We start from the raw sequence: 26,349 nt of genomic DNA, 5'->3' as shown, positions 1-26,349 counted from the left end.
GCGTGCGGCTCAAGTGCATCAAACTGGCGGGATTCAAATCCTTTGTCGACCCGACCACGGTGAACTTCCCCAGTAATATGGCGGCGGTCGTCGGGCCGAACGGTTGCGGCAAGTCGAACATCATCGACGCCGTGCGCTGGGTGATGGGCGAAAGTTCGGCGAAAAACCTGCGTGGCGAATCGATGACCGACGTCATCTTCAACGGTTCGACCAGCCGCAAACCGGTAAGCCAGGCGAGCATCGAGCTGGTGTTCGACAACTCCGACGGCACCTTGCTCGGCGAATACGCGGCCTACGCGGAAATTTCCATTCGCCGTAAAGTCACCCGCGACAGCCAGACGACGTATTACCTCAACGGCACCAAATGCCGTCGTCGTGACATCACCGACATCTTCCTCGGCACCGGCCTTGGCCCGCGCAGTTACTCGATCATCGAGCAGGGGATGATCTCCAAACTGATCGAGTCCAAGCCCGAAGACTTGCGCAACTTTATTGAAGAAGCGGCGGGGATTTCCAAATACAAAGAGCGTCGGCGCGAGACCGAGAATCGTATTCGTCGTACCCACGAAAACCTTGCCCGCCTGACCGACCTGCGCGAAGAGCTCGAACGCCAGCTCGAACGCTTGCACCGCCAGGCCGAAGCGGCGAAGAAATACCAGGAATTCAAAGCCGAGGAGCGCCAGTTCAAGGCGCAACTGTCCGCGCTGCGCTGGCAGGATCTGAACGATCAGGTCGGCCAGCGCGAAGCCGTCATCGGCAATCAGGAAATCAGCTTCGAAGCGCTGGTGGCCGAGCAACGCAACGCCGACGCCGCCATCGAACGCCTGCGCGACGGGCACCACGACCTGTCGGAACGCTTCAATCTGGTGCAGGGGCGTTTTTATTCGGTCGGCGGCGACATTGCCCGGGTCGAGCAGAGCATTCAGCACGGCCAGCAGCGCTTGCGCCAGTTGCAGGATGACTTGAAAGAAGCCGAGCGTGCGCGTCTGGAAACCGAATCTCACCTCGGCCACGACCGCACGCTGTTGCTGACCCTTGGTGAAGAACTGGATCTGCTCACCCCCGAGCAGGAAATCACCAGCGCCGCCGCCGAAGAAGCCGCAGCCGCGCTGGAAGAATCCGAAACCATGATGCATGGCTGGCAGGAGCAGTGGGACACGTTCAACCTGACCGCCGCCGAGCCTCGTCGCCAATCCGAGGTGCAGCAATCGCGCATCCAGCAGCTGGAAACCAGCATGGAGCGTCTCGCCGACCGGCAGAAACGTCTTGGCGAAGAGCGCGCTTTGCTCTCGGCCGACCCGGAAGACGCGGCGATCATGGAACTCAGTGAACAACTCGCCGAGTCTGAAGCGACGCTCGAAGATTTGCAGGTCAGCGAAGAAGCCCAGGTCGAAAAGCTTGAGCAACTGCGTCTGGAGTTGCAGCAGGCATTGACCGCGCAACAGCAGGCACAAGGCGATTTGCAGCGGCTCAATGGTCGGTTGGCGTCATTGGAGGCGTTGCAACAAGCGGCACTCGATCCGGGCACCGGCACCGCCGAATGGCTGCGCGAGCAACATCTCGCCGAACGCCCGCGACTGGCCGAAGGCCTGAAGGTCGAGGCGGGTTGGGAGCTGGCGGTGGAAACCGTGCTCGGCGCCGACCTGCAAGCGGTACTGGTGGATGATTTTGAGGGCTTCGATCTGTCCGGTTTCGAGCAGGGCGATTTGCGTTTGCTCAGCCCGGCCAGCGACGGCGCACGGGTGCCCGGCAGCTTGCTCGACAAGGTCGAGGCGCAGATCGATCTGGCGCCGTGGCTCGGTCAGGTCAAACCGGTCGACAGCCTTGAGCAGGCGCTGGCCTTGCGCGGTCAATTGAGCGCCGGGCAAAGTCTGATCAGTCGCGATGGCTACTGGGTCGGTCGGCACTTTTTGCGGGTGCGCCGTGCCAGCGAAGCCGAAAGCGGTGTGCTGGCGCGCGGGCAGGAAATCCACAATCTGCAACTGGAGCGCGAAGAACGCGAAGCCACGGTCGAGACCATGGAAACCCGTTTGCAGACCCTGCGTGCGCAACAGCGTCAGCAGGAAAACGGTCGCGAACATCTGCGTCGATTGCTGCAAGACGAAGCCCGTCAGCAAGGCGAATTGAAAGCCCAGTTGTCCGCCGGCAAAGCCAAGGCTGAACAACTGACCTTGCGCCGTACCCGTCTCGACGAAGAACTTGTCGAACTCGGCGAACAGCGTGCACTGGAACACGAAAACATCGGCGAAGCGCGCCTGCAATTGCAGGAAGCGCTCGATGCGATGGCGCTGGATACCGAGCAGCGCGAATTGCTTCTGGCCCAGCGCGACAGTCTGCGCGAGCGGCTTGACCGGGTGCGTCAGGAAGCGCGCCAGCATAAGGATCACGCTCATCAGTTGGCGGTGCGCCTTGGCTCGTTGCGCGCCCAGCACGACTCGACGCGTCAGGCACTGGAACGTCTGGAAATGCAGGCCGAGCGCCTGACCGAGAAACGCGAACAACTGAGCCTGAACCTGGAAGAGGGCGAGGCGCCGCTGGAAGAGTTGCGTCTTAAACTCGAAGAGTTGCTCGATAAGCGCATGAGCGTCGACGAAGAGCTCAAGACCGCGCAAATCGCTTTGGAAGACGCCGACCGCGAACTGCGCGAAGCGGAAAAACGCCGCACCCAGGCCGAACAGCAATCGCAATTGATCCGTGGTCAACTCGAACAGCAGCGCATGGAATGGCAAGCCCTGACCGTGCGCCGCAAGGCGTTGCAGGATCAATTGCTTGAGGACGGCTACGACTTGCACGGCGTGCTCGGCACATTGACTGCAGAAGCGAGTGAACGCGAAGCCGAGGAAGAACTCGAACGTATCGCTGCGCGGATTCAACGCCTTGGCGCAATCAACCTCGCGGCCATCGATGAATACCAGCAACAATCGGAGCGTAAACGTTATCTGGATGCACAGAACGACGATCTGGTGGAGGCGCTGGAGACGCTCGAGAACGTGATCCGCAAAATCGACAAGGAAACGCGCAATCGCTTCAAAGACACCTTTGATCAGATCAACGGTGGTTTACAGGCACTATTTCCAAAAGTTTTCGGTGGAGGCCGGGCGTATTTGGAACTGACGGGCGAAGATCTACTCGATACAGGGGTAACGATCATGGCGCAGCCACCCGGGAAGAAGAACAGCACCATCCATTTGCTCTCCGGCGGCGAAAAAGCCCTGACCGCATTGGCCCTGGTTTTTGCGATCTTCAAATTGAATCCGGCGCCGTTCTGCATGCTCGACGAGGTTGACGCACCGCTGGATGACGCTAACGTTGGACGCTACGCACGCTTGGTCAAAGAGATGTCGCAGACTGTGCAGTTCATCTACATCACCCACAACAAGATCGCCATGGAAATGGCCGATCAGCTGATGGGGGTGACGATGCATGAACCGGGTTGTTCGCGTCTGGTGGCCGTGGATGTCGAGGAGGCGATGGCGATGGTGGACGCCTAGCGGCGCAGCAGCGAGCGATAAGCTACGAGCTGCAAGAAAACAGCTTGCCGCTTGTCGCTTCAAGCCTGTAGCTGCGAAGCCTCCATCGTGCTAGTTTAATGTCAATTTTTCGTATACGTGGGCAAAACGCCTGTCAGAACATAGAGTTGGCGCCACGTTTTAAAGCGGTTTACACAATGTAAACCCCTTATTTTTCAGCATTTTTTATAGAGGCACGGGATTACATGGAAATCGGTCTGCGCGAGTGGCTGATCGTCATCGGCATTATTGTCATTGCCGGTATTCTTTTCGATGGCTGGCGCCGTATGCGCGGCGGCAAGGGAAAACTGAAATTCCGTCTTGATCGAAGTCTGTCCAATCTGCCGGACGAGGACACCAGCGCCGAGCTGTTGGGCCCGGCCCGCGTGCTGGACAAGGACGATCACAAGGAACCGCAACTGGACGAGCATGACTTGCCGTCGGTCAGCATGTCTTCCCGCGAAGCGCGCGAGCCTCGTGAGTCCGGTTCCAAGCGCGGCAAGCGCAGCAACGCAGGTCCCGCGCAAGGTGACTTGAATCTCGACCTGGATCAGGACAACGGCCCAAGCTTCAACAGCCGTGATGATTTCGCTGCAGATACCAAGGTTTCGCCTGCGGCCAGCGAAAAAGAGCAGGCTCAGGCCGAAGAAGTGTTGGTGATCAGCGTGATCTGCCGCGATGCCGCTGGTTTCAAAGGTCCTGCGTTATTGCAGAACATTCTGGAAAGCGGTCTGCGTTTTGGCGAGATGGACATTTTCCACCGTCACGAAAGCATGGCCGGTAACGGCGAGGTGCTGTTCTCCATGGCCAACGCTGTGAAGCCGGGTATTTTTGATCTGGACGACATTGATCACTTCAGCACGCCGGCGGTGAGCTTCTTCCTCGGCCTGCCAGGTCCGCGGCATCCGAAGCAGGCTTTTGACGTGATGGTGGCGGCGGCACGCAAGCTGTCCCAGGAACTGAACGGTGAATTGAAAGATGACCAGCGCAGCGTCCTGACCGCGCAGACCATTGAGCACTACCGTCAGCGCATCGTTGAATTCGAACGCCGCGCCCTGACCCAGAAGCGCTGAACCCGTAGGAGCCGAGCTTGCTCGCGATGCGATCTCAAAAATGCTATCGCGAGAAAGCTCGGCTCCTACAATGATTTAGAGATAGAGCAGCCTAGGCTGCTCTTTTTGCTTTATGAGAGAACACCCATGACCGCCGCCAAAACCCGCATTCATGAATTGCGCGCTGAGCTGGATCAGCACAATTACCGTTATCACGTCCTTGACGAGCCGAGCATCCCGGACGCCGAGTACGACCGGTTGTTCCACGAACTCAAGGCACTGGAAGCGGCCAATCCTGAGCTGATCACCAGCGACTCGCCGACCCAGCGTGTCGGCAGCGTAGCGCTGACGGCGTTCACCCAGGTGCGTCACGAAATTCCGATGCTGAGCCTCGGCAACGCCTTCGAAGAAAACGACATGCGCGAGTTCGACCGTCGGGTGAGCGAAGGTCTGGATCGACCGGTCGGCGACCTGTTCAGTGACGGCGAGGCGGTGGAATACAGTTGCGAGCCGAAGCTCGATGGCCTGGCGGTCAGCCTGCTTTATCTGGACGGCATACTCGTGCGCGGCGCCACGCGTGGCGACGGCACCACCGGCGAAGACATCAGCGTCAATGTGCGGACAGTACGCAACATTCCGCTCAAGTTGCACGGCGAAGGCTGGCCGGCCACCCTGGAAGTGCGCGGCGAAGTGTTCATGTCCAAGGCCGGTTTCGAGCGCCTGAATGCCTCACAACTGGAACTCGGTGGCAAAACCTTCGCCAACCCGCGCAACGCCGCTGCCGGCAGCTTGCGTCAGCTCGACTCCAAAATCACCGCCAACCGTCCGCTGGAATTCTGCTGCTACGGCATCGGCCAGGTGTCCCACGACATCGCCGATACCCATATCGGCAATCTCAAGCAGCTCCAGGCTTGGGGCATGCCGATCAGCCACGAATTGAAACTCGCCAAAGGCATCGGCGAGTGCCTGGATTACTATCGCGACATCGGCGAACGCCGCAATTCGCTGCCCTACGAAATTGACGGCGTGGTGTTCAAGGTCAACAGCATTGCCGACCAGCGCGAACTGGGCTTCCGCGCCCGCGAGCCGCGCTGGGCGATCGCACACAAATTCCCCGCCATGGAAGAGCTCACCGAGTTGCTCGACGTGGAATTCCAGGTCGGTCGAACCGGCGCCGTTACGCCAGTGGCGCGGCTAAAACCGGTGAAAGTCGCCGGCGTCACCGTGGCCAACGCCACGCTGCACAACATGGACGAAGTGGCGCGTCTGGGCCTGATGATCGGCGACACTGTGATCATCCGTCGCGCTGGCGATGTGATCCCGCAAGTGGTGCAAGTGGTCACCGAGCGCCGTCCTGAAGATGCGCGGCCCGTGCAGATTCCGGAAAGCTGTCCGGTCTGCGGCTCGCATGTCGAGCGCACGCAACTGGTCAAGCGCAGCAAGGGGCGCGAGACCATCAGCGAAGGCGCGGTGTATCGCTGCGTCGGGCGTCTGGCGTGTGGTGCGCAGTTGAAGCAGGCAATCATTCACTTCGTTTCCCGTCGTGCGATGGACATCGAAGGCCTGGGCGACAAAAGCGTCGAGCAACTGGTCGATGAAGGCCTGGTGAGTTCTCCGGCGGATCTGTACGCGCTGAAGTTCGATGACATTGTCGATCTGGAAGGTTTTGCTGAGGTGTCGAGCAACAAGCTGCTGGCGGCGATTGCCGACAGCAAAAAGCCGAGTCTGGCGCGCTTTATCTATGCCCTCGGCATTCCTGACGTCGGCGAGGAGACGGCCAAGGTGTTGGCGCGCTCGCTCGGTTCGCTGGAGCGCGTTCAGCAGGCGCTGCCGCAAGTGTTGACCTACCTGCCGGACGTCGGGCTGGAAGTGGCGCATGAGATTCACAGCTTCTTTGAGGATGCGCATAACCAGCAGGTGATCACCGAGCTGCTCGGCCATGGGCTGGAGATTCAGGATCAGGGCGATCTGGGCGCCGAGTTTGCTGCCAGCACCACGTTGGGCGGGTTCCTCGACAAGCTGCACATTCCTTCGGTCGGTCCGGGCGGGGCGCAGAAGCTGGCAGACAAGTTCGGTTCGCTGGAAGGCGTCATGAATGCCGACTGGCTGGACATGCGCCAGGCATTGCCGGAGAAACAGGCCACATCGGTTCGCGAGTTTTTTGCCGTACCGGAGCATCGCCAGCTCGCCGAAAATGCCGAAAGGCAACTGCGTGACTTCGGCATGCACTGGCAGAGCGAGAAAAAAGTCGTCGAAGGTCTGCCGCTGTCCGGCGAAACCTGGGTGCTGACCGGCAAGGTCGAACTGATGAGCCGGGACGTCGCCAAAGATCATCTGGAAAGCCTGGGCGCCAAAGTGGCCGGGTCGGTGTCGGCCAAGACCCATTGCGTGGTCGCCGGGCCCGGCGCCGGTTCGAAGCTGACCAAGGCCAATGAGCTGGGCGTGAAGGTCATGGACGAAGAGGCGTTTATCGAATTCCTCAAGGGGCACGGCGTTTCTGTTCAATAAGACTTTTGATTTATCCCAAGCGAAGCGCGGGAACGATGTTGTGGTCAGGATGATCTAGTCTTGGCCAGTCCCAAAGAGAGGTCGCCATGTACCGCTTCTTCGAGCAACTCAGTTCTCGCATCGTCGCGCCGTTCATGGGCGAATCCTCGCGCAACAGCAAAGTCTGGCCGTGCCGCTGCGGTCAGTCGTTGTTCTTCCGCAACAGCCAGTGCCTGGCCTGCAGCGCGGCGCTCGGCTATCAACCCGAACAAAGTCGCCTGACCTCCCTGCAACCGGGCGCGGAAGAGGGCACGTGGACGCTCGATGCCGATCCCGACGCCGGGCTCTTTCGCCGCTGCGCCAACCTGGATTCCCCCGCCGCCTGTAACTGGCTGTTGCCGGCCAACGCTCACGACAGCCTATGCATGGCGTGCAGCCTGAATCGCACCATCCCCGACCTGTCCGATCCGCATAACCCCGAACGCTGGCGCAAAGTGGAAGTCGCCAAGCGTCGTCTGGTGGCGCAACTGGTCAGCCTCGGCTTGTCGGTGATTCCGAAAACCGTCGACGAAGACACCGGGCTGGCCTTCGACTTCATCGGCGTCGATCTGGAAGGCAATGCACCCATGACCGGCCACGCCAACGGCCTGATCACCCTCGACATCAAAGAAGCCGATGACGCCCACCGGGAAAGCGTGCGCGCGCAGATGCATGAGCCCTATCGCACGCTGCTCGGGCATTTTCGCCACGAGGTCGGCCACTATTACTGGGATCGGCTGATCGCCAATGGGCCGTGGCTCGGCGCATTCCGCAATCTATTCGGCGACGAACGCGCGAGTTATGCCGAGGCGCTGGATCGGCATTACCAACAAGGTGCCCCGGCAGACTGGCAGCAACATTTCGTCAGTGCCTACGCGACCATGCACCCATGGGAAGACTGGGCGGAAACCTGGGCGCATTACCTGCACATGATGGACGCGGTGGACACCGCACTGGGCTTTGGCATGAGTGCCCGTGAAATGGATTTCGACTATCAGCCGTTTCCGTCGAGCACCCTCTACGACCCGGAGCATCCCGGTGGGGCGGCTTTCTTGTCATTCGTCAATGCATGGATCGAACTGGCCGGCATGCTCAACGAACTGTCCCGCAGCATGGGCCAACCGGATTTCTACCCGTTCATCCTGCCACCAGCCGCCATCGCCAAACTGCACTTCATCCATCTGGTGATCCAGCAAGCCGGCGGCAAGGCGGACGAGGTGCTGACCCTTTAGGCGATGCCGCAAGCTGCGATCTTTTTCAGCGCACCGCATGTCCTTGAAGCCGTTCATATTTTTAATCTGAAGCGAACGGTTGTAACTTCGTCTCAGACAGGTACAATGGCGCGGCTCGCCGACAGGCAAGCGTCGTTATGGTGACTCCATCGGTCCCCCCGCAACGATTACCTGTGAACCTGGTCAGAGCCGGAAGGCAGCAGCCACAGCGGGAACATTGTGTGCCGGGGTGTGGCTGGTGGGGTCGCCACCTTAACGAACCGAACCGCATGGGTATCGCCCAGTTGCGGTTTTTTTGTGCCTGGGATTTGGCGAATGACATGAAACTGGCTGTAAACGACGTCCCTTGTAGGCGCCGGGCTATGGGGTGTTTTCCGTATGGCCGGTGTAAAGCCGGATGATTTCATCAATCTCCCCCGACATTTTCATCCGCAACAGCGTGCGCAAAATCCGCTGCACCGGTACTTTCGGGTCATTTCTCACGTAGCAGCCGACGTTCTGTTCCTGCAAAACGGCCACGCCTTGCAACTGCTGCTCAGGTAACAGTCGTTGATTGAACCAGTCCAGCGTCCATTGATTGCTGACGGCAAAGCGATATCGCCCGGCCAGGAGTTTTGCCAGCACTTGTTCCTGATTGCGCGCGTCTTCACGCCGCAGTCGGTCGGCATCGAACAGCGGTTGCAGGGTCGGGTAGCTGTAACCGAGCACGGTGCCGATGGATTGTTGGGGCAGCCTGGCGGGGTCGACGTTTTTTTGCGGATTTTGGCGGCTGACGAGTAGGTCGCGCTGAAAAAACACCGGAATGCTCCAGATGTAGTCGCCGGACTGGTTCGGCAACCATGACTGCGCGGCATAGCAGCGCACGTCGACTTCGCCGTGTTCCATGGCGGGTTGCACACGGGCGCGGGGCAGGGGGTGAAATTGCGCCGGTGCGCCGACCTGGGTCGCGAGGCTGAGCATCATGTCGTGGAGGATGCCCTGGGTCGGTCGGCCGCGCTCGTATTGCACCAACGGCATGGCCCAACTGTCGGTCATGGCAAAGCGCAGCGGTGGCTCGGATGCCAATGCGCTGAGGCTGATCGCCAATGATGTCCCCAAGGCCAAACGCATAAATGCTCCGGTAATCCCTGATCCCGAGCCAATAAAAGCCCCCGCTCATGCAGCTTAGCCAGATTAGGCGAGGACATCGGATGCAATTTTGCCGTTGCTCCGCTAGCATTAGCCGCTTCTGCTTTCCAGTGGCGACGGTTTTCGATGAGTTATCAGGTTCTTGCACGTAAATGGCGTCCGCGCTCGTTCCGCGAAATGGTCGGCCAGACCCATGTGCTCAAGGCTCTGATCAATGCCTTGGACAGCCAGCGGCTGCACCATGCCTACCTGTTCACCGGTACGCGCGGGGTCGGTAAAACGACCATTGCACGGATCATTGCCAAATGCCTGAACTGTGAGACAGGTATCACTTCAAGCCCGTGCGGCGAGTGTTCGGTGTGCCGCGAGATTGACGAGGGACGCTTTGTCGACCTGATCGAAATCGACGCCGCCAGTCGCACCAAGGTCGAAGACACCCGCGAACTGCTTGATAACGTGCAATACGCCCCGAGCCGTGGGCGCTTCAAGGTCTACCTGATCGACGAAGTGCACATGCTGTCCAGCCATTCTTTCAATGCGCTGTTGAAAACTCTCGAAGAACCGCCGCCCTACGTCAAATTCATTCTGGCGACCACTGACCCGCAGAAACTTCCGGCAACGATTTTGTCGCGCTGCCTGCAGTTCTCGCTGAAGAACATGACCCCGGAGCGGGTGGTCGAGCATTTGACCCACGTTCTCGGCGTCGAGAACGTGCCGTTCGAAGACGACGCACTGTGGTTGCTCGGCCGCGCTGCCGACGGTTCGATGCGTGATGCCATGAGCCTGACCGATCAGGCCATCGCCTTCGGTGAAGGCAAGGTCATGGCCGCCGACGTGCGGGCGATGCTTGGCACCCTCGATCACGGTCAGGTGTTTGACGTGCTGCACGCGCTGATCGAAGGCGACGCCAAGGCATTGCTTGAAGCAGTGCGTCATCTGGCCGAACAAGGCCCGGACTGGAACGGCGTACTCTCGGAAATCCTCAACGTGCTGCACCGTGTCGCTATCGCTCAGGCCTTGCCGGACGGTGTCGACAATGGCCATGGCGACCGTGATCGGGTGCTGGCGCTGGCCCAAGCGTTGCCGGCGGAGGATGTGCAGTTCTATTACCAGATGGGCCTGATCGGGCGCCGCGATTTGCCGCTGGCACCGGATCCCCGGGGTGGTTTTGAAATGGTGCTGCTGCGCATGCTTGCGTTCCGGCCCGCCGACACGGCGGATGCCCCGAGGCAACCGCTAAAGCCAGTGGGGATCAGCCAGGCCACAGTTGATTCCGCAAATTCAGTGGCTGCCACGCCGAAGCCTGCGCCGGTAGAGCCGGTCGACGTTGCTCCTGCGCCTGCCCTGACTGCTCCAGAACCTGCGCCGGTTGTAAAGGTTGAGCCGGAACCGGTTCCCGAGCCCGAGCCCGCGCCGGTCGCCGTTGAGGTTACTGTCGATCTGCCGTGGAACGACCCGGTGGAACCGGCGCCGCCGCAGCAGCCCGCCGTCGAGCCGGTGCTCGAAATCACTGGCGAGCAACCCGAATTGCCACCGATGCCGCTGCCGACCCCGGACAGCGTCGTGCCGGACGCACCGGAGTGGGCCGCCGCGCCGATTCCCGAGCCGTCGGTCGCCGAAGTCGATGCCGCCACCCCGGGCATGGACATGGATGACGAGCCGCCGCTGGACGAGGATTACATCGAGCCGGACATGGATTCGGCCTACAGTTACCTCGACGAGTTAGCCAGCGAGCACACCGCTGAACCCGCGCCGGAACCAGAACCTGAACCCGCCGCGATGCCGGCCACCGGTCTGGCCCTGCAATGGCTTGAGCTGTTCCCGAAACTGCCGATCTCCGGCATGACCGGCAGCATCGCCGCCAACTGCACGCTGATCGCGGTCGATGGCGACCAATGGCTGCTGCATCTGGATCCGGCCCACAGCGCACTGTTCAACGCCACGCAGCAGCGTCGTCTCAACGATGCGCTGAACCAGTTTCACGGTCGCACGCTCAGTCTGACCATCGAGCTGATTAAGCCCGAGCAGGAAACCCCGGCCCAGGCCGCGTCCCGTCGACGCGCCAACCGTCAGCGTGAAGCGGAAGAGTCAATCCACGGTGATCCGTTCATCCAGCAGATGGTTCAGCAGTTCGGCGCGGTGGTGCGACACGATACTATTGAACCCGTCGACGCTCTGGTCGCTCAGGGCTAATAATTGAGGCATCCGGCGTTCATCGCCGGGCGCTGTTTTGATCCAAGTACTTTTGAGGTGATTCCCATGATGAAAGGTGGCATGGCCGGCCTGATGAAGCAGGCACAGCAGATGCAGGAAAAAATGGCCAAGATGCAGGAAGAACTGGCCAACGCCGAAGTCACCGGCAAAGCGGGTGGCGATATGGTCTCCGTGGTGATGACCGGTCGTCACGATCTCAAACGCGTCAGCATCGATCCAACCCTGTTGCCGGGCCTGGACGAAGATGACCGTGAAGTCATCGAAGACCTGGTTGCCGCCGCCGTCAACGACGCTGTGCGCAAGATCGAAGCCGCCAGCCAGGAAAAAATGGGTGGCATGACCGCCGGCATGAACCTGCCGGCCGGTATGAAATTGCCGTTCTGATTCGCCTTTGCGCGTCGGATGAGCTACACAAAATGCCAGGCATCGCGCCTGGCATTTTTGTTTGAGGCAGAGAATTGTGATGGCTGTAATGCCGCCATCGCTGGCAAGCCATTTCCCACAAGGATTTAGGTGAAACATGTGGGAGCTGGCTTGCCAGCGATGAGGTCGACACGGTCTGCCTGAACAAACATCGAACGCAACACCGCCACCAAGGTCTGCTCCCTATACTGCAGAATTCATTTCCAAGGAGACGCCGTCATGTCCGATCCCCTGACCCTCAACCAACGTTTCGTGCTGGCATCCCGCCCGACAGGCGCGCCGACGCCGGAAAACTTCCGTCTGGAACGCGAAGCGCTGCCGGATCTGCAGGACGGTGAAGTGTTGTTGAAAACCTTGTACCTGTCGCTTGATCCCTACATGCGCGGGCGCATGAGCGACGCGCCGTCCTACGCCGATCCGGTACAAATCGGCGAAGTGATGACCGGTGGCGCTGTCAGCCGGGTCGAGCGTTCGCTGCATCCCAAATTCCACAAGGGCGATCTGGTGGTTGGCGCCACAGGCTGGCAGAGCCACAGCATCAGCGACGGGCGCAACATCATTCCGATCCCGGCGGGGCTGCCGAGCCCTTCCATGGCCCTCGGTGTATTGGGCATGCCGGGCATGACCGCGTACATGGGGCTGACCGACATCGGCCAGCCGAAGGAGGGGGAAACCCTGGTGGTCGCCGCTGCGTCGGGTGCGGTGGGTTCGGTGGTCGGTCAGGTGGCGAAAATCAAAGGCCTGCGTGTAGTGGGCGTGGCTGGCGGCGAGGAAAAGTGCAAATACGTGGTGCATGAGTTGGGCTTTGACGCCTGCATCGATCACAAGGCGCCCGACTTCGCCGAACAACTGGCCAAGGCGTGCCCCAACGGCATCGACATCTATTACGAAAACGTCGGTGGTGCGGTGTTTGATGCGGTGTTGCCGCTGCTCAACCCCAAGGCGCGGATCCCGCTGTGTGGCCTCATCGCCGGTTACAACGCTCACGAAGCGCCGAAAGGCCCGGATCGATTGCCTGCGCTGCAACGCACACTGTTGACCAAACGCGTGCGCATTCAGGGCTTCATCGTCTTTGATGATTACGGCGACCGTCAGCCGGAATTCATCAGCGCCATGGTGCCGTGGGTGCGCGATGGCAAAGTGAAATTCCGCGAGGACGTGGTCGAGGGCCTTGAAGCAGCGCCTGAGGCATTTATCGGTCTGCTGGAAGGGCGCAATTTCGGCAAACTGGTGGTGCGGGTCGCGCAGGACTGAGTATTTGACGCTGACCGGAGGCGCGGGTATAAACCGCGTCTCGTTGTTTTGTCGGATTTTTTCCCCATGAGCTTCAGCCCTTTGATTCGCCAACTGATCGACGCCTTGCGAATTCTGCCGGGCGTGGGTCAAAAAACTGCCCAGCGCATGGCGTTGCAGTTACTTGAACGTGACCGCAGCGGCGGCACGCGGCTGGCTCAGGCGTTGGGTCAGGCCATGGAAGGGGTCGGTCACTGCCGCCAGTGCCGCACGCTGACCGAAGACGATCTGTGCCCGCAATGCGCTGACACTCGCCGTGACGACACGCTGCTGTGCGTGGTCGAGGGGCCGATGGACGTTTATGCGGTCGAGCAGACCGGTTTCCGAGGCCGTTACTTTGTGCTCAAGGGCCATTTGTCGCCGCTCGACGGCCTCGGCCCGGAGGCCATTGGCATTCCGCAGTTAATGGCACGGATCGAAGAAGCGGGCACATTCGCTGAGGTTATCCTCGCCACAAATCCCACAGTTGAAGGCGAAGCTACCGCGCATTACATCGCCCAGCTCCTGCAACACAAAGGCTTGATCGCCTCGCGCATCGCCCATGGCGTGCCGTTGGGTGGCGAGCTGGAGTTGGTCGACGGCGGTACGCTGGCGCATTCGTTTGCCGGGCGTAAACCGATAGCCTTGTAAATTAGCGGGTGTCTGATCTGACGCCATCGCTGGCAAGCAGCTCCCACAGGATTTAGGTTGTTCACAAAAGTGTGATCAACAATGAACCCTGTGGGAGCTGGCTTGCCAGCGATGGAGGCGCCTCGGTCTATTTGCCTTAAACAATCCAGTTGAAAACCAAGCAAGCGCTCGGTTAACGTCGGCCAACCCCTCCGAGGAGTTTGCCGATGCCCGCCTTCCAGGAATACTTCGATCCCAGCCACCAATTGGTTCGCGACAGCGTCAGACGTTTCGTTGAGCGCGAGATCCTGCCGGACATTGACCAGTGGGAAGAATCCGAAAGCTTTCCCCGTGAGCTGTACCTGAAGGCCGGCAGCGCGGGCATTCTCGGTATCGGCTATCCCGAAGTGTTGGGCGGCAGCCACGAAGGCGATCTGTTCGCCAAAGTCGCCGCCAGCGAAGAATTGATGCGTTGCGGCTCCGGCGGTCTGGTGGCGGGGCTAGGCTCGCTTGATATCGGTTTGCCGCCGATCGTCAAATGGGCCCGGCCCGACGTGCGCGACCGTGTCGTACCGCAAGTGCTCAGCGGCGAAAAGATCAGCGCCCTGGCCGTCACCGAGCCCGGCGGCGGCTCCGATGTTGCCAATCTGCAAACCCGTGCCGTGCGTGATGGTGAGGTCTATCGAGTCAGCGGCAGCAAAACCTTTATCACCAGTGGCGTGCGCGCCGATTTTTATACCGTGGCGGTGCGCACCGGCGAGCCGGGCTTCGGCGGCATCAGTCTGCTGTTGATTGAAAAGGGTACGCCCGGATTCACCGTCGGCGGGCAGTTGAAGAAAATGGGTTGGTGGGCGTCGGACACGGCTGAATTGTTCTTCGACGACTGCCGTGTGCCGGTAGGCAATCTGATCGGCGCCGAGAACATGGGGTTCGCCTGCATCATGGGCAACTTTCAGAGTGAACGCCTGGCACTGGCGTTGATGGCCAACATGACCGCGCAACTGGCGCTGGAAGAAAGCCTGAAGTGGGCGCGCGAGCGGCAGGCGTTCGGCAAACCCATCGGCAAGTTTCAGGTCATCAAGCATCGCCTCGCCGAGATGGCCACGGCGCTGGAAGTGTCACGGGAGTTCACCTATCGCCAGGCCGCGAAAATGGCGGCGGGGCAGAGCGTGATCAGGGAAATTTCCATGGCCAAGAATTTTGCCACCGACACCTCGGATCGCATCACCACTGAAGCGGTGCAGATTCTGGGTGGGTTGGGTTACATGCGCGAAAGCCTGGTGGAGCGGTTGTTCCGGGATAACCGCATTTTGTCGATCGGCGGCGGCACGCGGGAAGTGATGAATGAAATCATCAGCAAGCAGATGGGGCTTTGATCGGCAGAGCAGGTGCTGACGCCATCGCTGGCTTGCCAGCTCCCACAGTGGTTTGGGTTGGTCACAAATATTGTGATCACAATCAAACCTGTGGGAGCTGGCTTGCCAGCGATGAGGCCCGTGCAGACGCCCTTATTTTTCGGCGAGAGAAAACTGGGTCAGGCAGAACGTAGGAATTCCCATATCCTGCAAGCGCTGCGAACCACCCAGCTCCGGCAAATCAATGATCGCCGCCGCCTCATGCACGCGGGCGCCCATGCGGCGGATCAGATTCGCGGCAGCGATCAACGTGCCGCCGGTGGCGATCAAGTCATCGAACATCACCACCGAATCGCCTTCGCACAGGCTGTCGGCATGCACTTCGAGGAACGCTTCACCGTATTCGGTGGCGTAAGCCTCGGCCCAGACGTCGGCCGGCAGTTTGCCTTGCTTGCGGAACAACACCAGCGGCTTGTTCAACTGATAGGCCAGCACCGAACCGATCAAAAAGCCCCGGGCGTCCATCGCGCCGATGTGAGTAAAGTCGGCCTCGACGTAGCGGTGGGCAAAGCTGTCCATCACCAGGCGCAGCGCGGTCGGCGACTGGAACAGCGGGGTGATGTCGCGAAAGATCACGCCCGGTTTCGGGAAGTCGATCACAGGGCGGATCAGGGATTTGATGTCGAAGGCGTCGAAAGCCATAGTCGGAGAATCCTGGCAGGGCTACAAACGGCGCAGTATACCCGTGGCTGAAACGATTCGCTCAACCGCGGATCCGGATCAGCCTTCGAGCGAGCCGCCGGCCAGCGCGCACAGCTGGATTGGATCGAGGATATGGATTTCCTTGCCCTCGGCGGCAATCAATTCGTTCTGCTGGAACCGGGTGAACACCCGGGACACGGTTTCCACCGCCAGGCCCAGATAGTTGCCGATTTCGTTGCGCGACATGCTCAGGCGGAACTGGTTGGCCGAGAAGCCTCGAGCACGGAAACGTGCGGACAGGTTGACCAGAAAAGTGGCGATGCGCTCGTCGGCGGTTTTCTTCGAGAGCAGCAGCATCATTTGCTGATCGTCGCGGATCTCGCGGCTCATGACACGCATCAGCTGACGGCGCAGCTGAGGCAGTTGCACGGCCAGTTCATCAAGGCGTTCGAAGGGGATTTCGCAGACCGAGGTGGTTTCCATCGCCTGGGCCGAGACCGGATGTTTCTCGGTGTCCATGCCTGACAGGCCGACCAGTTCGCTCGGCAGGTGAAACCCGGTGAGCTGGTCTTCGCCGGCATCGCTCAGGCTGAACGTTTTCAATGCGCCGGAGCGTACTGCATAGACGGAATCGAAGGTGTCGCCCTGGCGGAACAGGAACTCGCCTTTCTTCAGCGGGCGGCCGCGTTTTACGATTTCGTCCAGCGCATCCATGTCTTCCAGATTCAGAGAAAGTGGCAGGCAAAGAGGGGCCAGGCTGCAATCCTTGCAATGGGCCTGGTTGTGAGCGCGCAGTTTGACTGGCTCGGACATTTCTTGAATCCTTGTGAGAAAACACACATAAGCCGTAAGGGTAACTCAGGGGCAGACATTCAGGCCAGCCTGTGGCGAGATTCTTCCAGCGCTTAAAGCCCCGTCACCGGCGGCCGATACGGTTGTAACAGAGTGCATACAAGGAGTAGAAAATGTCCGTCATCGGCACATTGCCCCCCGGAAACAGCGGCGTTGCGTCACTGTCAGACAATATCGGCGGGGTCTCCCAACGTGCAGACACGGATTCACTGACTTCGCCGTCTGCGACTTTGGTCGAAAGTGTCAAAGTGTCGCTGTCCACTGCCGGGCTCGATAAATCCAGCCATTCCGGCGGCGACAATCGTGATATCGAAGAAAGCGGCTTGCCGGAAAACATCCAGCAACTCTTGAAGATGATTCGCCAGTTGCAACAGCAGATCGCCGAGAAGAACGCACGCATTCAAGCGGTGATGGCTGACAAGCGTCTCTCCATCGAAGAAAAAATCGCCAAACTCGCCGCGCTGCGGGGGGCCATCGCTGGTCTTAACAGCGGCTTGATCACGGCGAACCTGGCGTTATCCAAAGTCATGAACCCGTCGAATCTGACGCCCGAGCAAACAATGAAAACCGCCGCGCTTTTGATGAAGAACTAAATCACCCGGGAGAAGCGCTGGCGGTTCTGCTGTTCCAGATACGCGTCGAACACCATGCACACCGAGCGCACGAGCAGGCGTCCGGCCGGTAACACCTCGATCCGTTCGCGATCGAGCTCGATCAGGCCATCATTGGCCATTTCCTGCAATTGCGGCCACAGCGCGCCGAAATAGCCCTGAAAATCGACGTTGAAAGTTTTTTCGATCTCGTTGAAGTCCAGGCTGAAGTTACAGATCAGCTGTTGAATCACCGCACGACGCAAGCGGTCGTCGGCGTTGCACAGCAAGCCCCGGCTGGTGGCCAGTTGCGCGGCAGCGAGGGTGTTCTGGTACTCGTTGAGGTCACTGCTGTTCTGGCAATACAGATCGCCGATCTGGCTGATTGCCGACACGCCCAGGCCGATGAGATCGCAATGGCCGTGGGTCGTGTAACCCTGAAAATTGCGTTGCAGGGTGGACTCTTCCTGGGCGATCGCCAGCTCATCGTCGGGCAGGGCGAAGTGATCCATGCCGATGTAGCGGTAGCCGGCGGCGGTCAGTTGTTCGATGGTGCGCTGGAGCATTTCAAGCTTTTGCGCCGGGCTGGGCAAGTCGTCGCCGTTGATGCGCCGCTGGGGCATGAAGCGCTCCGGCAGGTGCGCGTAGTTGAACACCGAGAGACGATCCGGTTGCAGGCTGATGACTTCCTCGACGGTATGGGCGAAGTTGTCCGGTGTTTGTTTGGGCAAACCGTAAATCAGGTCGATGTTGATCGAGCGAAATTGCAGGGTGCGCGCGGCATCGATCACGGCGCGGGTTTCTTCCAGGCTTTGCAGGCGATTGACCGCTCGCTGCACGGTCGGGTCAAGGTCTTGCAAGCCAATGCTCACGCGATTGAAGCCCAGTTCGCGGAGCAATCCCATGGTTGACCAGTCGGCTTCGCGCGGGTCGATTTCGATGCCGTAATCACCCGAGTCGTCGTCCAGCAAATTGAAATGCTTGCGCAGGTGCGCCATCAACTGACGCAGCTCGTCGTGGCTGAGGAAGGTCGGGGTGCCGCCGCCGAAGTGCAGTTGCTCGACCTTTTGCGCCGGGTCGAGGCGGCAGGCGATCAGCTGGATTTCATGCTCCAGTCGTTGCAGATAAGGCTGAGCGCGCCCGCGATCCTTGGTGATGACTTTGTTGCAGGCGCAGTAGTAGCAAATGTTCGCGCAGAACGGCACATGCACGTACAGCGACAACGGACGCAGGGCTTTGCGGCTGTCGCGCAACGCATGAAACAGGTCGAAGCTGCCGACCTGACTGTTGAATTGCACAGCGGTCGGATACGAGGTGTAGCGCGGCCCCGCCAGGTCATAACGGCGGATCAAATCGGTGTCCCAACGAATAGAATCGAGCATGCGGGCGTTTCCCCGGATAGGCAGGCAGTGTTGGCGAGTCTAGGGGCGGGGTCTTTGGCGCGTGTTGATTTGCATCAACGGGGGGAATTTATGGTGTCGGCGCGAGCCTCTTCGCGAGCAGGCCGCACCGCCGATCTAATGCCCCATCAACCAATGCTGATGCGGGCCGGGCAGTGTCCAGACACCAAACAGGATCACCAGCAGTCCGCCGGCCATGCGCACGCTGCGCTTGCGCAACAGCGCCGTGACCCGTTCAGCGGCGAGACCGGTTGCCAGCAGCACCGGCCAGGTGCCCAGGCCAAACGCGAGCATCAGCAGCGCGCTGTCGAGCGCATTGCCCTGGCTGGCCGACCACAACAACGTGCTGTAAACCAATCCGCAGGGCAGCCAGCCCCACAACGCGCCGAGCAACAAAGCACGGGGCAGGCTCGACACCGGCAACAGACGATTGGCGACAGGCTGGATGTAGCGCCACAGACCGCGTCCCAGGCTTTCGATGCGCGTCAGTCCGCTCCACCAACCGGCCAGATACAAGCCCATGGCGATCAGCAGCAACCCGGCCAGAATCCGCATGAACATCGCCGCCGGACTGTTGGCGACCGCCCAGCCGGCCAGGCCGATCAACAGGCCGGCGGTGGCGTAACTGAGGATCCGCCCGAGGTTGTACGCCAGCAACAGGCGAAAGCGCCGGCTGCGTTGCTCCTTGGGGATCGCCAACGTCAGCGCGCCCATCAAGCCGCCGCACATGCCCAGGCAGTGGCCGCCGCCGAGCAGGCCGAGGATCAACGCCGAGACCAGCAGGGGCGCCAGTTCAAGCATGGGGCGGCACCTTATCGTCGGGTTGATCCTGCTTGGCTTCATCGACGGCAGCGGTGTGGTTCGGATCTTGATCGTCAAACAGGATGCTGTGGGCCGGGCCATCGAGGTCGTCGTACTGGCCGCTGTCCACCGCCCAGAAGAAGATGTACACGGCGATGGCCACGATCAGCAGGGCGGCGGGAATCATCACGTAGAGCGCTGGCATCTGTACTCCAGGCCCGGTCGGCTCAGGCCGGCAGCGGGCGGGTTTCGGTCGTGGCGTGGACGGTCGGCGCGGCCGGTGTGCGGGTCAGGCGCAAGGCATTGAGCACCACGGTCAACGAACTGATGGACATGCCGACCGCCGCCCATACCGGGGTGATCCAGCCGAGGGCGGCGAAGGGCAACATGAGGCCATTGTACAGACCGGCCCACAACAGGTTTTCAATGATCACCCGGCGTGTGCGCCGCGCCAGCGAAAAGGCCTGCACCAGCGCGTCGAGACGATTGGACAGCAGCACCGCATCGGCACTGGTTTTCGCCAGATCCGTGGCCGAGCCCATGGCCACGCTGATGTCGGCGGCGGCCAGCACCGGCACATCATTGACGCCGTCACCGAGCATCAACACCTTGCGGCCTTCCTTGTGCAGTTGTTGCAGGACGTGCAGCTTGTCGTCCGGGCGCAGACCGCCACGGGCCTCGTCGATCCCCAGTTCGGCGGCGACACTGGCGACCATCGGCGAACTGTCGCCGGACAGCAGCAACGTCTTCCAGCCACGCGCCTTGCACGCCGCAAGCAGAGCCGGCGCATCGGCGCGCAAACGATCATCGAGAACGAACCAGGCCAGCGGCCCTTGTTGATCGCCGAGCAACAGCCATTGTCCCGGTTCGGCCGGCATTGCGGGCACGGTGGACTGGCTCAAAGCGCAGACAAACCCTGACTCGCCGATGCGCAAGCGTTGGTCGCCGACAACGCCTTCAAGGCCCAGTCCCGGCGTGCTGGCGACGTCTTCGGCCGCCAGCGGTGCGCGGCCAAACGCGCGGGCAATCGGGTGCTCGGAACGGTTTTCCAGGGCGGCGGCGAGGCTCAGGCATTGGTCGCTATCCATCATGCCGAGCGGACGGATCGAACGCAGCACCAGTCGTCCTTCGGTGAGCGTACCCGTCTTGTCGAAAATCACCGTGTCGATCTGGTTCAATCCTTCGAGCACATGACCACGGGTCAGTAGCAACCCGAGTTTATGCAGCGTGCCAGTGGCGGCGGTGAGGGCAGTGGGCGTGGCGAGCGACAGTGCGCACGGGCAGGTGGCGACGAGCATCGCCAGCACGATCCAGAACGCGCGGGACGAATCCAGCTCCCACCACAACAGGCCGATGGCCGCCGCCGCGATCAGCGACAGCAACAAAAACCATTGCGCGGCGCGGTCTGCAATTTCCGCCAGCCGGGGTTTTTCCGCCTGGGCGCGGTCGAGCAGGCGAACGATGGCCGACAGTCGCGTTTCCTGACCCAGCGCCTGCACTTGCACCGTCAATGCGCCTTCGACGTTGAGCGTGCCGGCAGTCACTGCATCGCCCGGCCTGCGGGGTTGCGGCAGGTATTCGCCAGTGAGAAGCGATTCATCGACGCTCGACTGGCCGTCGATTATCTTGCCGTCCGCCGGCAGAATCGCCCCCGGCGGCACCAGCACCGTGTCGCCCAGGCGCAGTTCGGTGAGCAGAATGCGTTCGCTTTGCCCGGCGTCATCGAGGCGCAGGCAAGAGGCCGGTAACAGGTTGACCAACTGAGCCGTCGCGGCCGCGGTGCGCTCCCGGGCGCGACGTTCGAGATAACGCCCGGCGAGCAGGAACAGGGCGAACATGCCAACGGCGTCGAAATACAGTTCGCCGACGCCGGTGATCGATGTCCAGATTCCGGCGACATAGGCGCTGCCGATGGCCAGCGACACCGAGACGTCCATGGTCAGGTGGCGAGTGCGCAGATCGCGCATCGCGCCTTTGAAGAACGGCGCGCAGCTGTAAAACACGATTGGCGTGGTCAGGAACAGCGCGACCCAGCGCAGAATCGTGTGCAGCTCGGGGCTCAGGTCGATATTGAATTCAGGCCAGGTCGCCATCGTTGCCATCATCGCCTGGAACCACAGCAGCCCCGCGACGCCGAGCTGGCGCAGAGCCAGACGGTTTTCGCTGGCCAGTTGTTCGCTGGCGCGGTCGGCCTGATAGGGGTGGGCGGCGTAACCGATGTGGCGCAATTCGGCGAGCATCTGGCTCAGCGGCAACTGTGCATCGGCCCAGCGTACGTGCAGGCGATGGTTGGACAGATTCAGGCGTGCTTCGGAAACGGCAGGCAGGGCGCGCAGGTGTTTCTCGATCAGCCAGCCGCACGCGGCACAACTGATGCCTTCCATCAACAACGTCGTTTCGGCCAGCTCGCCTTCGTGGCGGACGAACGGTTTCTGCACATCGGCGCGGTCATACAGCGCCAGTTCGTCGACCAGTTGCACCGGCAATGCCTCGGGGTTGGCCGAAGCTTCGCTGCGGTGTTGGTAGTAACTGTCCAGCCCGCCGGCGACGATGGCTTCGGCCACGGCCTGACAACCGGGGCAGCAGAATTCGCGGGACTCCCCGAGCACAACGGCGGTAAAGCGGCTGCCGGGCGGAACGGGCAGGGCGCAGTGGTAACAGGGGAGTGGGATGGTCATGTGGCTTTCACGGGGCGATGTCCAATGATCGTCCCACGCGGCGCATGGGAACGATCAGATGGTTCTTATTTCTTAAGGTCTTCGGCGCCTTGCAGCGGTTCGTCGCCGAGCAGCAAATCCTTGTCGTGGCTGACCAGTTCCTCTTCAAACATCCGCCAGACCTGATCATTCTGGCTGCCCAGCAGCTCGACAAACCGGCGGCCTTCGACCTTGTCCGCCAGTTGACCGATGTAGCGCCCCTGTTCGGTTTCGCTGCGGCTCAGGACAATCTTGCGATCCTTCTCGGGCTGCGTCGGCGAGATCAGGTTCAGCTCCAGGGTTTTTGGCTGGCTGTCGCCACTCAAGCGCAAATCGACTTCGCCAGTCATGTCGTCCAGATGAACGTTGGCGCGCATCTTCAGGTTCTGCGCCAGCAGTTCGCGATCCAGCGAGCGGTTGATGCCTTTACCGGCCTCGTAGTAATTGTCGTTGACCAGGTTGTCCGGGTTGTTCACCGCAATGGTCACCATCGACAAAGTCAGCGTCACCGAGCAGGCCAGAATCGCGATGATGATCCATGGCCAAAGGTGCTTGTACCAGGGGCTTGCGGCGTTTGCTGCGGGCATGTTCAGTTCTCTCAACGAATTTGTGGGCCGATGAATCGGCTCTTGGCTTCTACGTGGACGCTGTCGTCATCGGCATCCTTGAGGGTGAATTTCACCTCGTTGGTGCTCGACGGCAATTGCTCCGGTGCGCTGGACAACTCGACCGGCTGGGTGAAGATGTCCCCGGCACCGACCTTGAACTCGCGTTTGCCTTGCAGGCGCAGATCCGGCAGACCGCTGGCGTCCAGTATGTACGTGTGGTCGCGCTGATCCTTGTTCATGATCTTCAGGCTGTAGACGTTTTCGATCCGGCCTTCGGCGTTTTCCCGGTACAGCACACGGTCCTTGCTGACATCGAAACCCACCAGCGGGCGCATGATGAAAGCGGTCACCAGCAGGCTGATCATTGCCAGCAGCACCACGGCATAGCCGATCAGTCGCGGACGCAGTTTATGGGTTTTCTGCCCGGAGAGGTTATGTTCGGTGGTGTAGCTGATGAGCCCGCGCGGGTAATCCATTTTGTCCATGATGCTGTCGCAGGCGTCGATGCACGCGGCGCAGCCGATGCACTCGATCTGCAAGCCGTCGCGGATGTCGATGCCGGTCGGGCAGACCTGAACGCACATGGTGCAATCGATGCAATCGCCCAGGCCCAGAGCCTTGTAGTCGATGCCTTTCTTGCGCGGGCCACGGCTTTCACCGCGACGCGGGTCGTAGGAAACGATCAGCGTGTCCTTGTCGAACATCACGCTTTGAAAGCGCGCATACGGACACATGTAGATGCACACTTGCTCGCGCAACCAGCCGGCATTGCCGTACGTGGCGAGGGTGAAGAAACCGACCCAGAAGTACGACCAGCCATCGGCCTGGCCGGTGAAGAAATCGAAAACCAGTTCGCGGATCGGTGAGAAGTAGCCGACGAAGGTCATGCCGGTGACAAAACCGATCAGCAGCCACAACGAATGCTTGGCGAGTTTACGCAGGAACTTGTTGGCCCCCATCGGCGCCTTGTCGAGCTTGATGCGCTGGTTGCGGTCGCCTTCGGTGACCTTTTCGCACCACATGAAAATCCACGTCCACACGCTTTGCGGGCAGGTATAGCCGCACCAGACCCGGCCGGCATACACGGTGATGAAGAACAGCCCGAACGCCGCGATGATCAACAGGCCGGACAGCAGAATGAAATCCTGCGGCCAGAACGTGGCGCCAAAAATAAAGAATTTTCGCTCAGGCAAGTTCCACCACACTGCTTGGTGGCCGCCCCAGTCGAGCCACACCGTGCCGAAATACAAAAGAAACAGCAAAGCCCCGCCCATCATCCGCAGATTACGGAACAGGCCAGTAAAGGCGCGGGTGTAGATTTTTTCTCGAGAGGCGTAAAGATCGACGCTGTTGTTCGCGTTTTTACTCGGTGGCGTGACGTCGTGTACCGGAATCTGGTTGCTCATCAGTGCATCCCACGGCAGTGGAAAAATGCCTCGGTCGATACATGCCGACCGGGGTCAAAAAGGGTTGTTGCAGTGACGCGATGATACGCCTGTCGCTCTGGCTCAAGGGTGCGACCTTTGGTCGCGTTGGGGAAAAATCATGAATGGTGTAGCGAATCCAGCAAAGCCTGACGCAGGTCAATTGACTTGTTGAGTATGGACGGATTTTTACCGGACGTTGTTTTCGAACAGAAGTGACGGCTCAACAAACCTTGAGACACAGCAGATTGGTCGCAGGGATGCGGTATCTGTATGGTCGACAAGATCACGGTTTTGCAGTCGATCAGGCGCGTAGCAGTGATAGCGAATATTTCCAGGACAGCACTTTCTCAAGGATGAACATTATGCAGGACGCTGTGAAAAGCATTGAAAACGTCACGCATGAAATCGATGCGTTAAAAAGCATTGTCGACGCCGCAGTGCCGAAAGCGCCGCTGGTTGCCGCGGCCCTTCACGTAGCGCTTGAAGCATTGGCAACTCAGGGTGCCTTGCCAACGCCCACAGGCCCAATGAACACGAAGCAATCATTGGCCGGCAACAAGCCGCCCTCCAGGCCAAGGCCGCGCGATCCGCTGGATGGTTTGGGAGGCGGCAAGATTCTTGATTGATCCTTGTGCGGGACAACCAGTGGCGTGACCGGACACTGGTCAGCACGGTGCCAGTGAAGTCAATCTGGGCTGGCAAACAATAAAAAAGCCCCGTCGGTTCGCTGACGGGGCTTTTTTCGTTACAACGAGCCTTTACTTATTGCGCCTCGGGCTCGGGTGCTTTTTCACCGTGAGACAGGCTGTAAACGTAGGCGGCCAACAAGTGAACCTTGTCGTTGCCTTGCAGCTGTTCCTGGGCAGGCATCTGGCCCTGGCGGCCGTAACGGATAGTCTGTTGCAGTTGGGCGAAGCTTGAACCGTAGATGAACGCGGCCGGGTGAGTCAGGTCAGGCGCGCCCATTGCCGGGGTGCCTTTGCCCGCCGGGCCGTGGCACGCCACGCAGTTGGCGGCGAACAATTTCTGGCCGTTGACTGGATCAGCCTTGGCGTCTTCCGGCAGCTTGCGGCCGTCGAGGTTGCTGACGACGAAAGCGGCGACGTCGGCAACGCCTTGTTCGCCGATCACTTCGGCCCACGCCGGCATAACCGCATGGCGACCGCCCATGATGGTGGTCTTGATGGTTTCCGGCTCACCGCCCCAGCGCCAGTCGGCGTCGGTCAGATTGGGGAAGCCATAGGCGCCCTTGGCGTCGGAGCCGTGGCAGACCGAGCAGTTGGAAGCGAACAGTCGTCCGCCCATCTTCAGGGCTTGCGGATCCTTGGCCACTTCTTCGATCGGCATGGCGGCGAACTTGGCGAAGATCGGGCCGAACTTGGCGTCCGAGCGGGCCATTTCTTTTTCCCATTCGTGAACGCCGGTCCAACCGGTCTTGCCATTGGCGAACGCGGTCTGCTTGTCGTTATCCAGGTAGTTGTAACCCGGCAACAGGCCTTTCCAGTTGCCCAGTCCCGGGTACAGAACCAGATAGCCGAGGGCGAAGATGATGGTGCCCACGAACAGCATGAACCACCATTTCGGCAGCGGGTTGTCGTACTCCTCGATCCCGTCGAAGGAGTGGCCGACCGTTTCATCTGTCTGCTCGCTGCGCTGGCCTTTACGGGTCGACAGCAGCAGCCAGGTCAGGGCGAAAATGGTGCCCAGACTGAGGACTGTGACGTACAGACTCCAGAATGTAGTCATTCTTTGTTACTCCTAGAAGCTTGCTCGACGTGCTTGATGGCTTCGGGATCATCCGCAAAAGGCAGCAAGGTCGCGTCTTCAAACTCCGACTTGCGCTTGGGGCTGAACACCCACAACGCCAGACCGATGAAGGCCACCATCACGACAACGGTGCCCAGGCCTCGAATCATCCCGATATCCATTCAG

At 60.4% G+C, this 26,349-nt stretch carries 22 protein-coding genes and 1 other RNA gene; 12 read left to right on the top strand and 11 right to left on the bottom strand.

The features are described 5' to 3' along the window. The first annotated feature begins 2 nt into the window (after positions 1-2). From smc to ffs, 5 genes are all read left to right on the top strand, one after another. Positions 3-3,491, top strand: coding sequence for a chromosome segregation protein SMC (gene smc / locus GIW69_RS03315; RefSeq protein ID WP_236480703.1), 3,489 nt, complete (start codon positions 3-5; stop codon positions 3,489-3,491). Positions 3,492-3,715: 224 nt separating this feature from the next. After that, entirely contained in the window at positions 3,716-4,582 is an 867-nt protein-coding gene (gene zipA / locus GIW69_RS03310; RefSeq protein ID WP_236480702.1) for a cell division protein ZipA, read from the top strand. Between the two features lie 126 nt (positions 4,583-4,708). Then, on the top strand, positions 4,709-7,069 hold the full coding sequence (ligA, locus tag GIW69_RS03305) for an NAD-dependent DNA ligase LigA (RefSeq protein ID WP_236480701.1): 2,361 nt from the start codon (positions 4,709-4,711) through the stop codon (positions 7,067-7,069). Positions 7,070-7,155: 86 nt separating this feature from the next. Next, positions 7,156-8,319: a putative zinc-binding metallopeptidase gene (locus tag GIW69_RS03300; protein WP_236480700.1), complete on the top strand. Its 1,164-nt coding sequence runs from the start codon at positions 7,156-7,158 to the stop codon at positions 8,317-8,319. A 147-nt stretch (positions 8,320-8,466) separates the two neighbouring features. Beyond that, positions 8,467-8,563, top strand: an RNA gene (gene ffs, locus GIW69_RS03295) — signal recognition particle sRNA small type. Between the two features lie 116 nt (positions 8,564-8,679). Here ffs and GIW69_RS03290 read toward each other — a convergent pair. Then, positions 8,680-9,429 carry a transporter substrate-binding domain-containing protein gene (locus tag GIW69_RS03290; protein ID WP_236480699.1) on the bottom strand — a complete coding sequence of 250 codons (750 nt, stop codon included), beginning with the start codon at positions 9,427-9,429 and terminating at the stop codon, positions 8,680-8,682. Between the two features lie 144 nt (positions 9,430-9,573). On the opposite strand from GIW69_RS03290, the gene dnaX reads away from it, so the two are divergent. From dnaX to GIW69_RS03265, 5 genes are all read left to right on the top strand, one after another. After that, the gene (gene dnaX, locus GIW69_RS03285; protein ID WP_236480698.1) at positions 9,574-11,640 is read left to right on the top strand and encodes a DNA polymerase III subunit gamma/tau; all 2,067 of its coding nucleotides are present in this window, start codon (positions 9,574-9,576) and stop codon (positions 11,638-11,640) included. A gap of 66 nt (positions 11,641-11,706) precedes the next feature. Further along, complete coding sequence (locus tag GIW69_RS03280) at positions 11,707-12,045, top strand: YbaB/EbfC family nucleoid-associated protein (protein ID WP_236480697.1); 339 nt, start codon at positions 11,707-11,709, stop codon at positions 12,043-12,045. 258 nt (positions 12,046-12,303) lie between these two features. Continuing rightward, positions 12,304-13,338, top strand: a complete 1,035-nt coding sequence (curA, locus tag GIW69_RS03275; protein ID WP_236480696.1) for an NADPH-dependent curcumin/dihydrocurcumin reductase — start codon at positions 12,304-12,306, stop codon at positions 13,336-13,338. Positions 13,339-13,404: 66 nt separating this feature from the next. After that, positions 13,405-14,007: a recombination mediator RecR gene (recR, locus tag GIW69_RS03270; RefSeq protein WP_236480695.1), complete on the top strand. Its 603-nt coding sequence runs from the start codon at positions 13,405-13,407 to the stop codon at positions 14,005-14,007. A 206-nt stretch (positions 14,008-14,213) separates the two neighbouring features. Continuing rightward, a complete protein-coding gene (locus tag GIW69_RS03265; protein WP_236480694.1) occupies positions 14,214-15,362 on the top strand; it encodes an acyl-CoA dehydrogenase family protein in 1,149 nt (382 codons plus the stop codon). A 132-nt stretch (positions 15,363-15,494) separates the two neighbouring features. On the opposite strand, the gene GIW69_RS03260 is transcribed toward GIW69_RS03265, so the two are convergent. Both GIW69_RS03260 and fnr read right to left on the bottom strand, forming a co-directional pair. After that, positions 15,495-16,043 carry an adenine phosphoribosyltransferase gene (locus GIW69_RS03260; RefSeq protein WP_236480693.1) on the bottom strand — a complete coding sequence of 183 codons (549 nt, stop codon included), beginning with the start codon at positions 16,041-16,043 and terminating at the stop codon, positions 15,495-15,497. Positions 16,044-16,121: 78 nt separating this feature from the next. Next, positions 16,122-16,856 (bottom strand): fumarate/nitrate reduction transcriptional regulator Fnr, encoded by a 735-nt coding sequence (fnr, locus tag GIW69_RS03255; RefSeq protein WP_236480692.1) that lies wholly within the window; start codon positions 16,854-16,856, stop codon positions 16,122-16,124. A 152-nt stretch (positions 16,857-17,008) separates the two neighbouring features. Between fnr and GIW69_RS03250 the strand changes: the two genes are divergently transcribed. Next, positions 17,009-17,488, top strand: a complete 480-nt coding sequence (locus tag GIW69_RS03250) for a hypothetical protein (protein WP_236480691.1) — start codon at positions 17,009-17,011, stop codon at positions 17,486-17,488. On the opposite strand, the gene hemN is transcribed toward GIW69_RS03250, so the two are convergent. The 6 genes from hemN to ccoG form a co-directional block, all read right to left on the bottom strand. After that, complete coding sequence (gene hemN / locus GIW69_RS03245) at positions 17,485-18,867, bottom strand: oxygen-independent coproporphyrinogen III oxidase (protein ID WP_236480690.1); 1,383 nt, start codon at positions 18,865-18,867, stop codon at positions 17,485-17,487. The two genes, GIW69_RS03250 and hemN, sit on opposite strands and share 4 nt — an antisense overlap. A gap of 135 nt (positions 18,868-19,002) precedes the next feature. Further along, positions 19,003-19,686, bottom strand: a complete 684-nt coding sequence (locus GIW69_RS03240) for a sulfite exporter TauE/SafE family protein (protein ID WP_236480689.1) — start codon at positions 19,684-19,686, stop codon at positions 19,003-19,005. After that, positions 19,679-19,891: a cbb3-type cytochrome oxidase assembly protein CcoS gene (ccoS, locus tag GIW69_RS03235; RefSeq protein WP_236480688.1), complete on the bottom strand. Its 213-nt coding sequence runs from the start codon at positions 19,889-19,891 to the stop codon at positions 19,679-19,681. The genes GIW69_RS03240 and ccoS overlap by 8 nt, the downstream gene beginning before the upstream one ends. A 22-nt stretch (positions 19,892-19,913) precedes the next feature. Then, positions 19,914-22,364, bottom strand: a complete 2,451-nt coding sequence (locus GIW69_RS03230) for a heavy metal translocating P-type ATPase (RefSeq protein WP_236480687.1) — start codon at positions 22,362-22,364, stop codon at positions 19,914-19,916. Positions 22,365-22,429: 65 nt separating this feature from the next. Beyond that, on the bottom strand, positions 22,430-22,969 hold the full coding sequence (locus GIW69_RS03225) for a FixH family protein (RefSeq protein ID WP_236480686.1): 540 nt from the start codon (positions 22,967-22,969) through the stop codon (positions 22,430-22,432). Positions 22,970-22,980: 11 nt separating this feature from the next. Next, positions 22,981-24,396 carry a cytochrome c oxidase accessory protein CcoG gene (gene ccoG, locus GIW69_RS03220; RefSeq protein ID WP_236480685.1) on the bottom strand — a complete coding sequence of 472 codons (1,416 nt, stop codon included), beginning with the start codon at positions 24,394-24,396 and terminating at the stop codon, positions 22,981-22,983. A 278-nt stretch (positions 24,397-24,674) separates the two neighbouring features. On the opposite strand from ccoG, the gene GIW69_RS03215 reads away from it, so the two are divergent. Beyond that, a complete protein-coding gene (locus GIW69_RS03215) occupies positions 24,675-25,043 on the top strand; it encodes a hypothetical protein (protein WP_236480684.1) in 369 nt (122 codons plus the stop codon). 136 nt (positions 25,044-25,179) lie between these two features. Here the strand turns inward: GIW69_RS03215 and ccoP are convergent, their stop codons facing one another. Both ccoP and GIW69_RS03205 read right to left on the bottom strand, forming a co-directional pair. Next, positions 25,180-26,163, bottom strand: a complete 984-nt coding sequence (gene ccoP / locus GIW69_RS03210) for a cytochrome-c oxidase, cbb3-type subunit III (protein ID WP_236480683.1) — start codon at positions 26,161-26,163, stop codon at positions 25,180-25,182. Then, positions 26,160-26,345, bottom strand: a complete 186-nt coding sequence (locus GIW69_RS03205; RefSeq protein ID WP_003175465.1) for a CcoQ/FixQ family Cbb3-type cytochrome c oxidase assembly chaperone — start codon at positions 26,343-26,345, stop codon at positions 26,160-26,162. The genes ccoP and GIW69_RS03205 overlap by 4 nt, the downstream gene beginning before the upstream one ends. Positions 26,346-26,349 lie beyond the last annotated feature (4 nt).

The sequence above is a fragment of the Pseudomonas syringae genome, from assembly GCF_021605415.1.
Lineage (GTDB): Bacteria > Pseudomonadota > Gammaproteobacteria > Pseudomonadales > Pseudomonadaceae > Aquipseudomonas > Aquipseudomonas syringae_S.
This window is presented reverse-complemented; position numbering and strand designations above follow the sequence as displayed.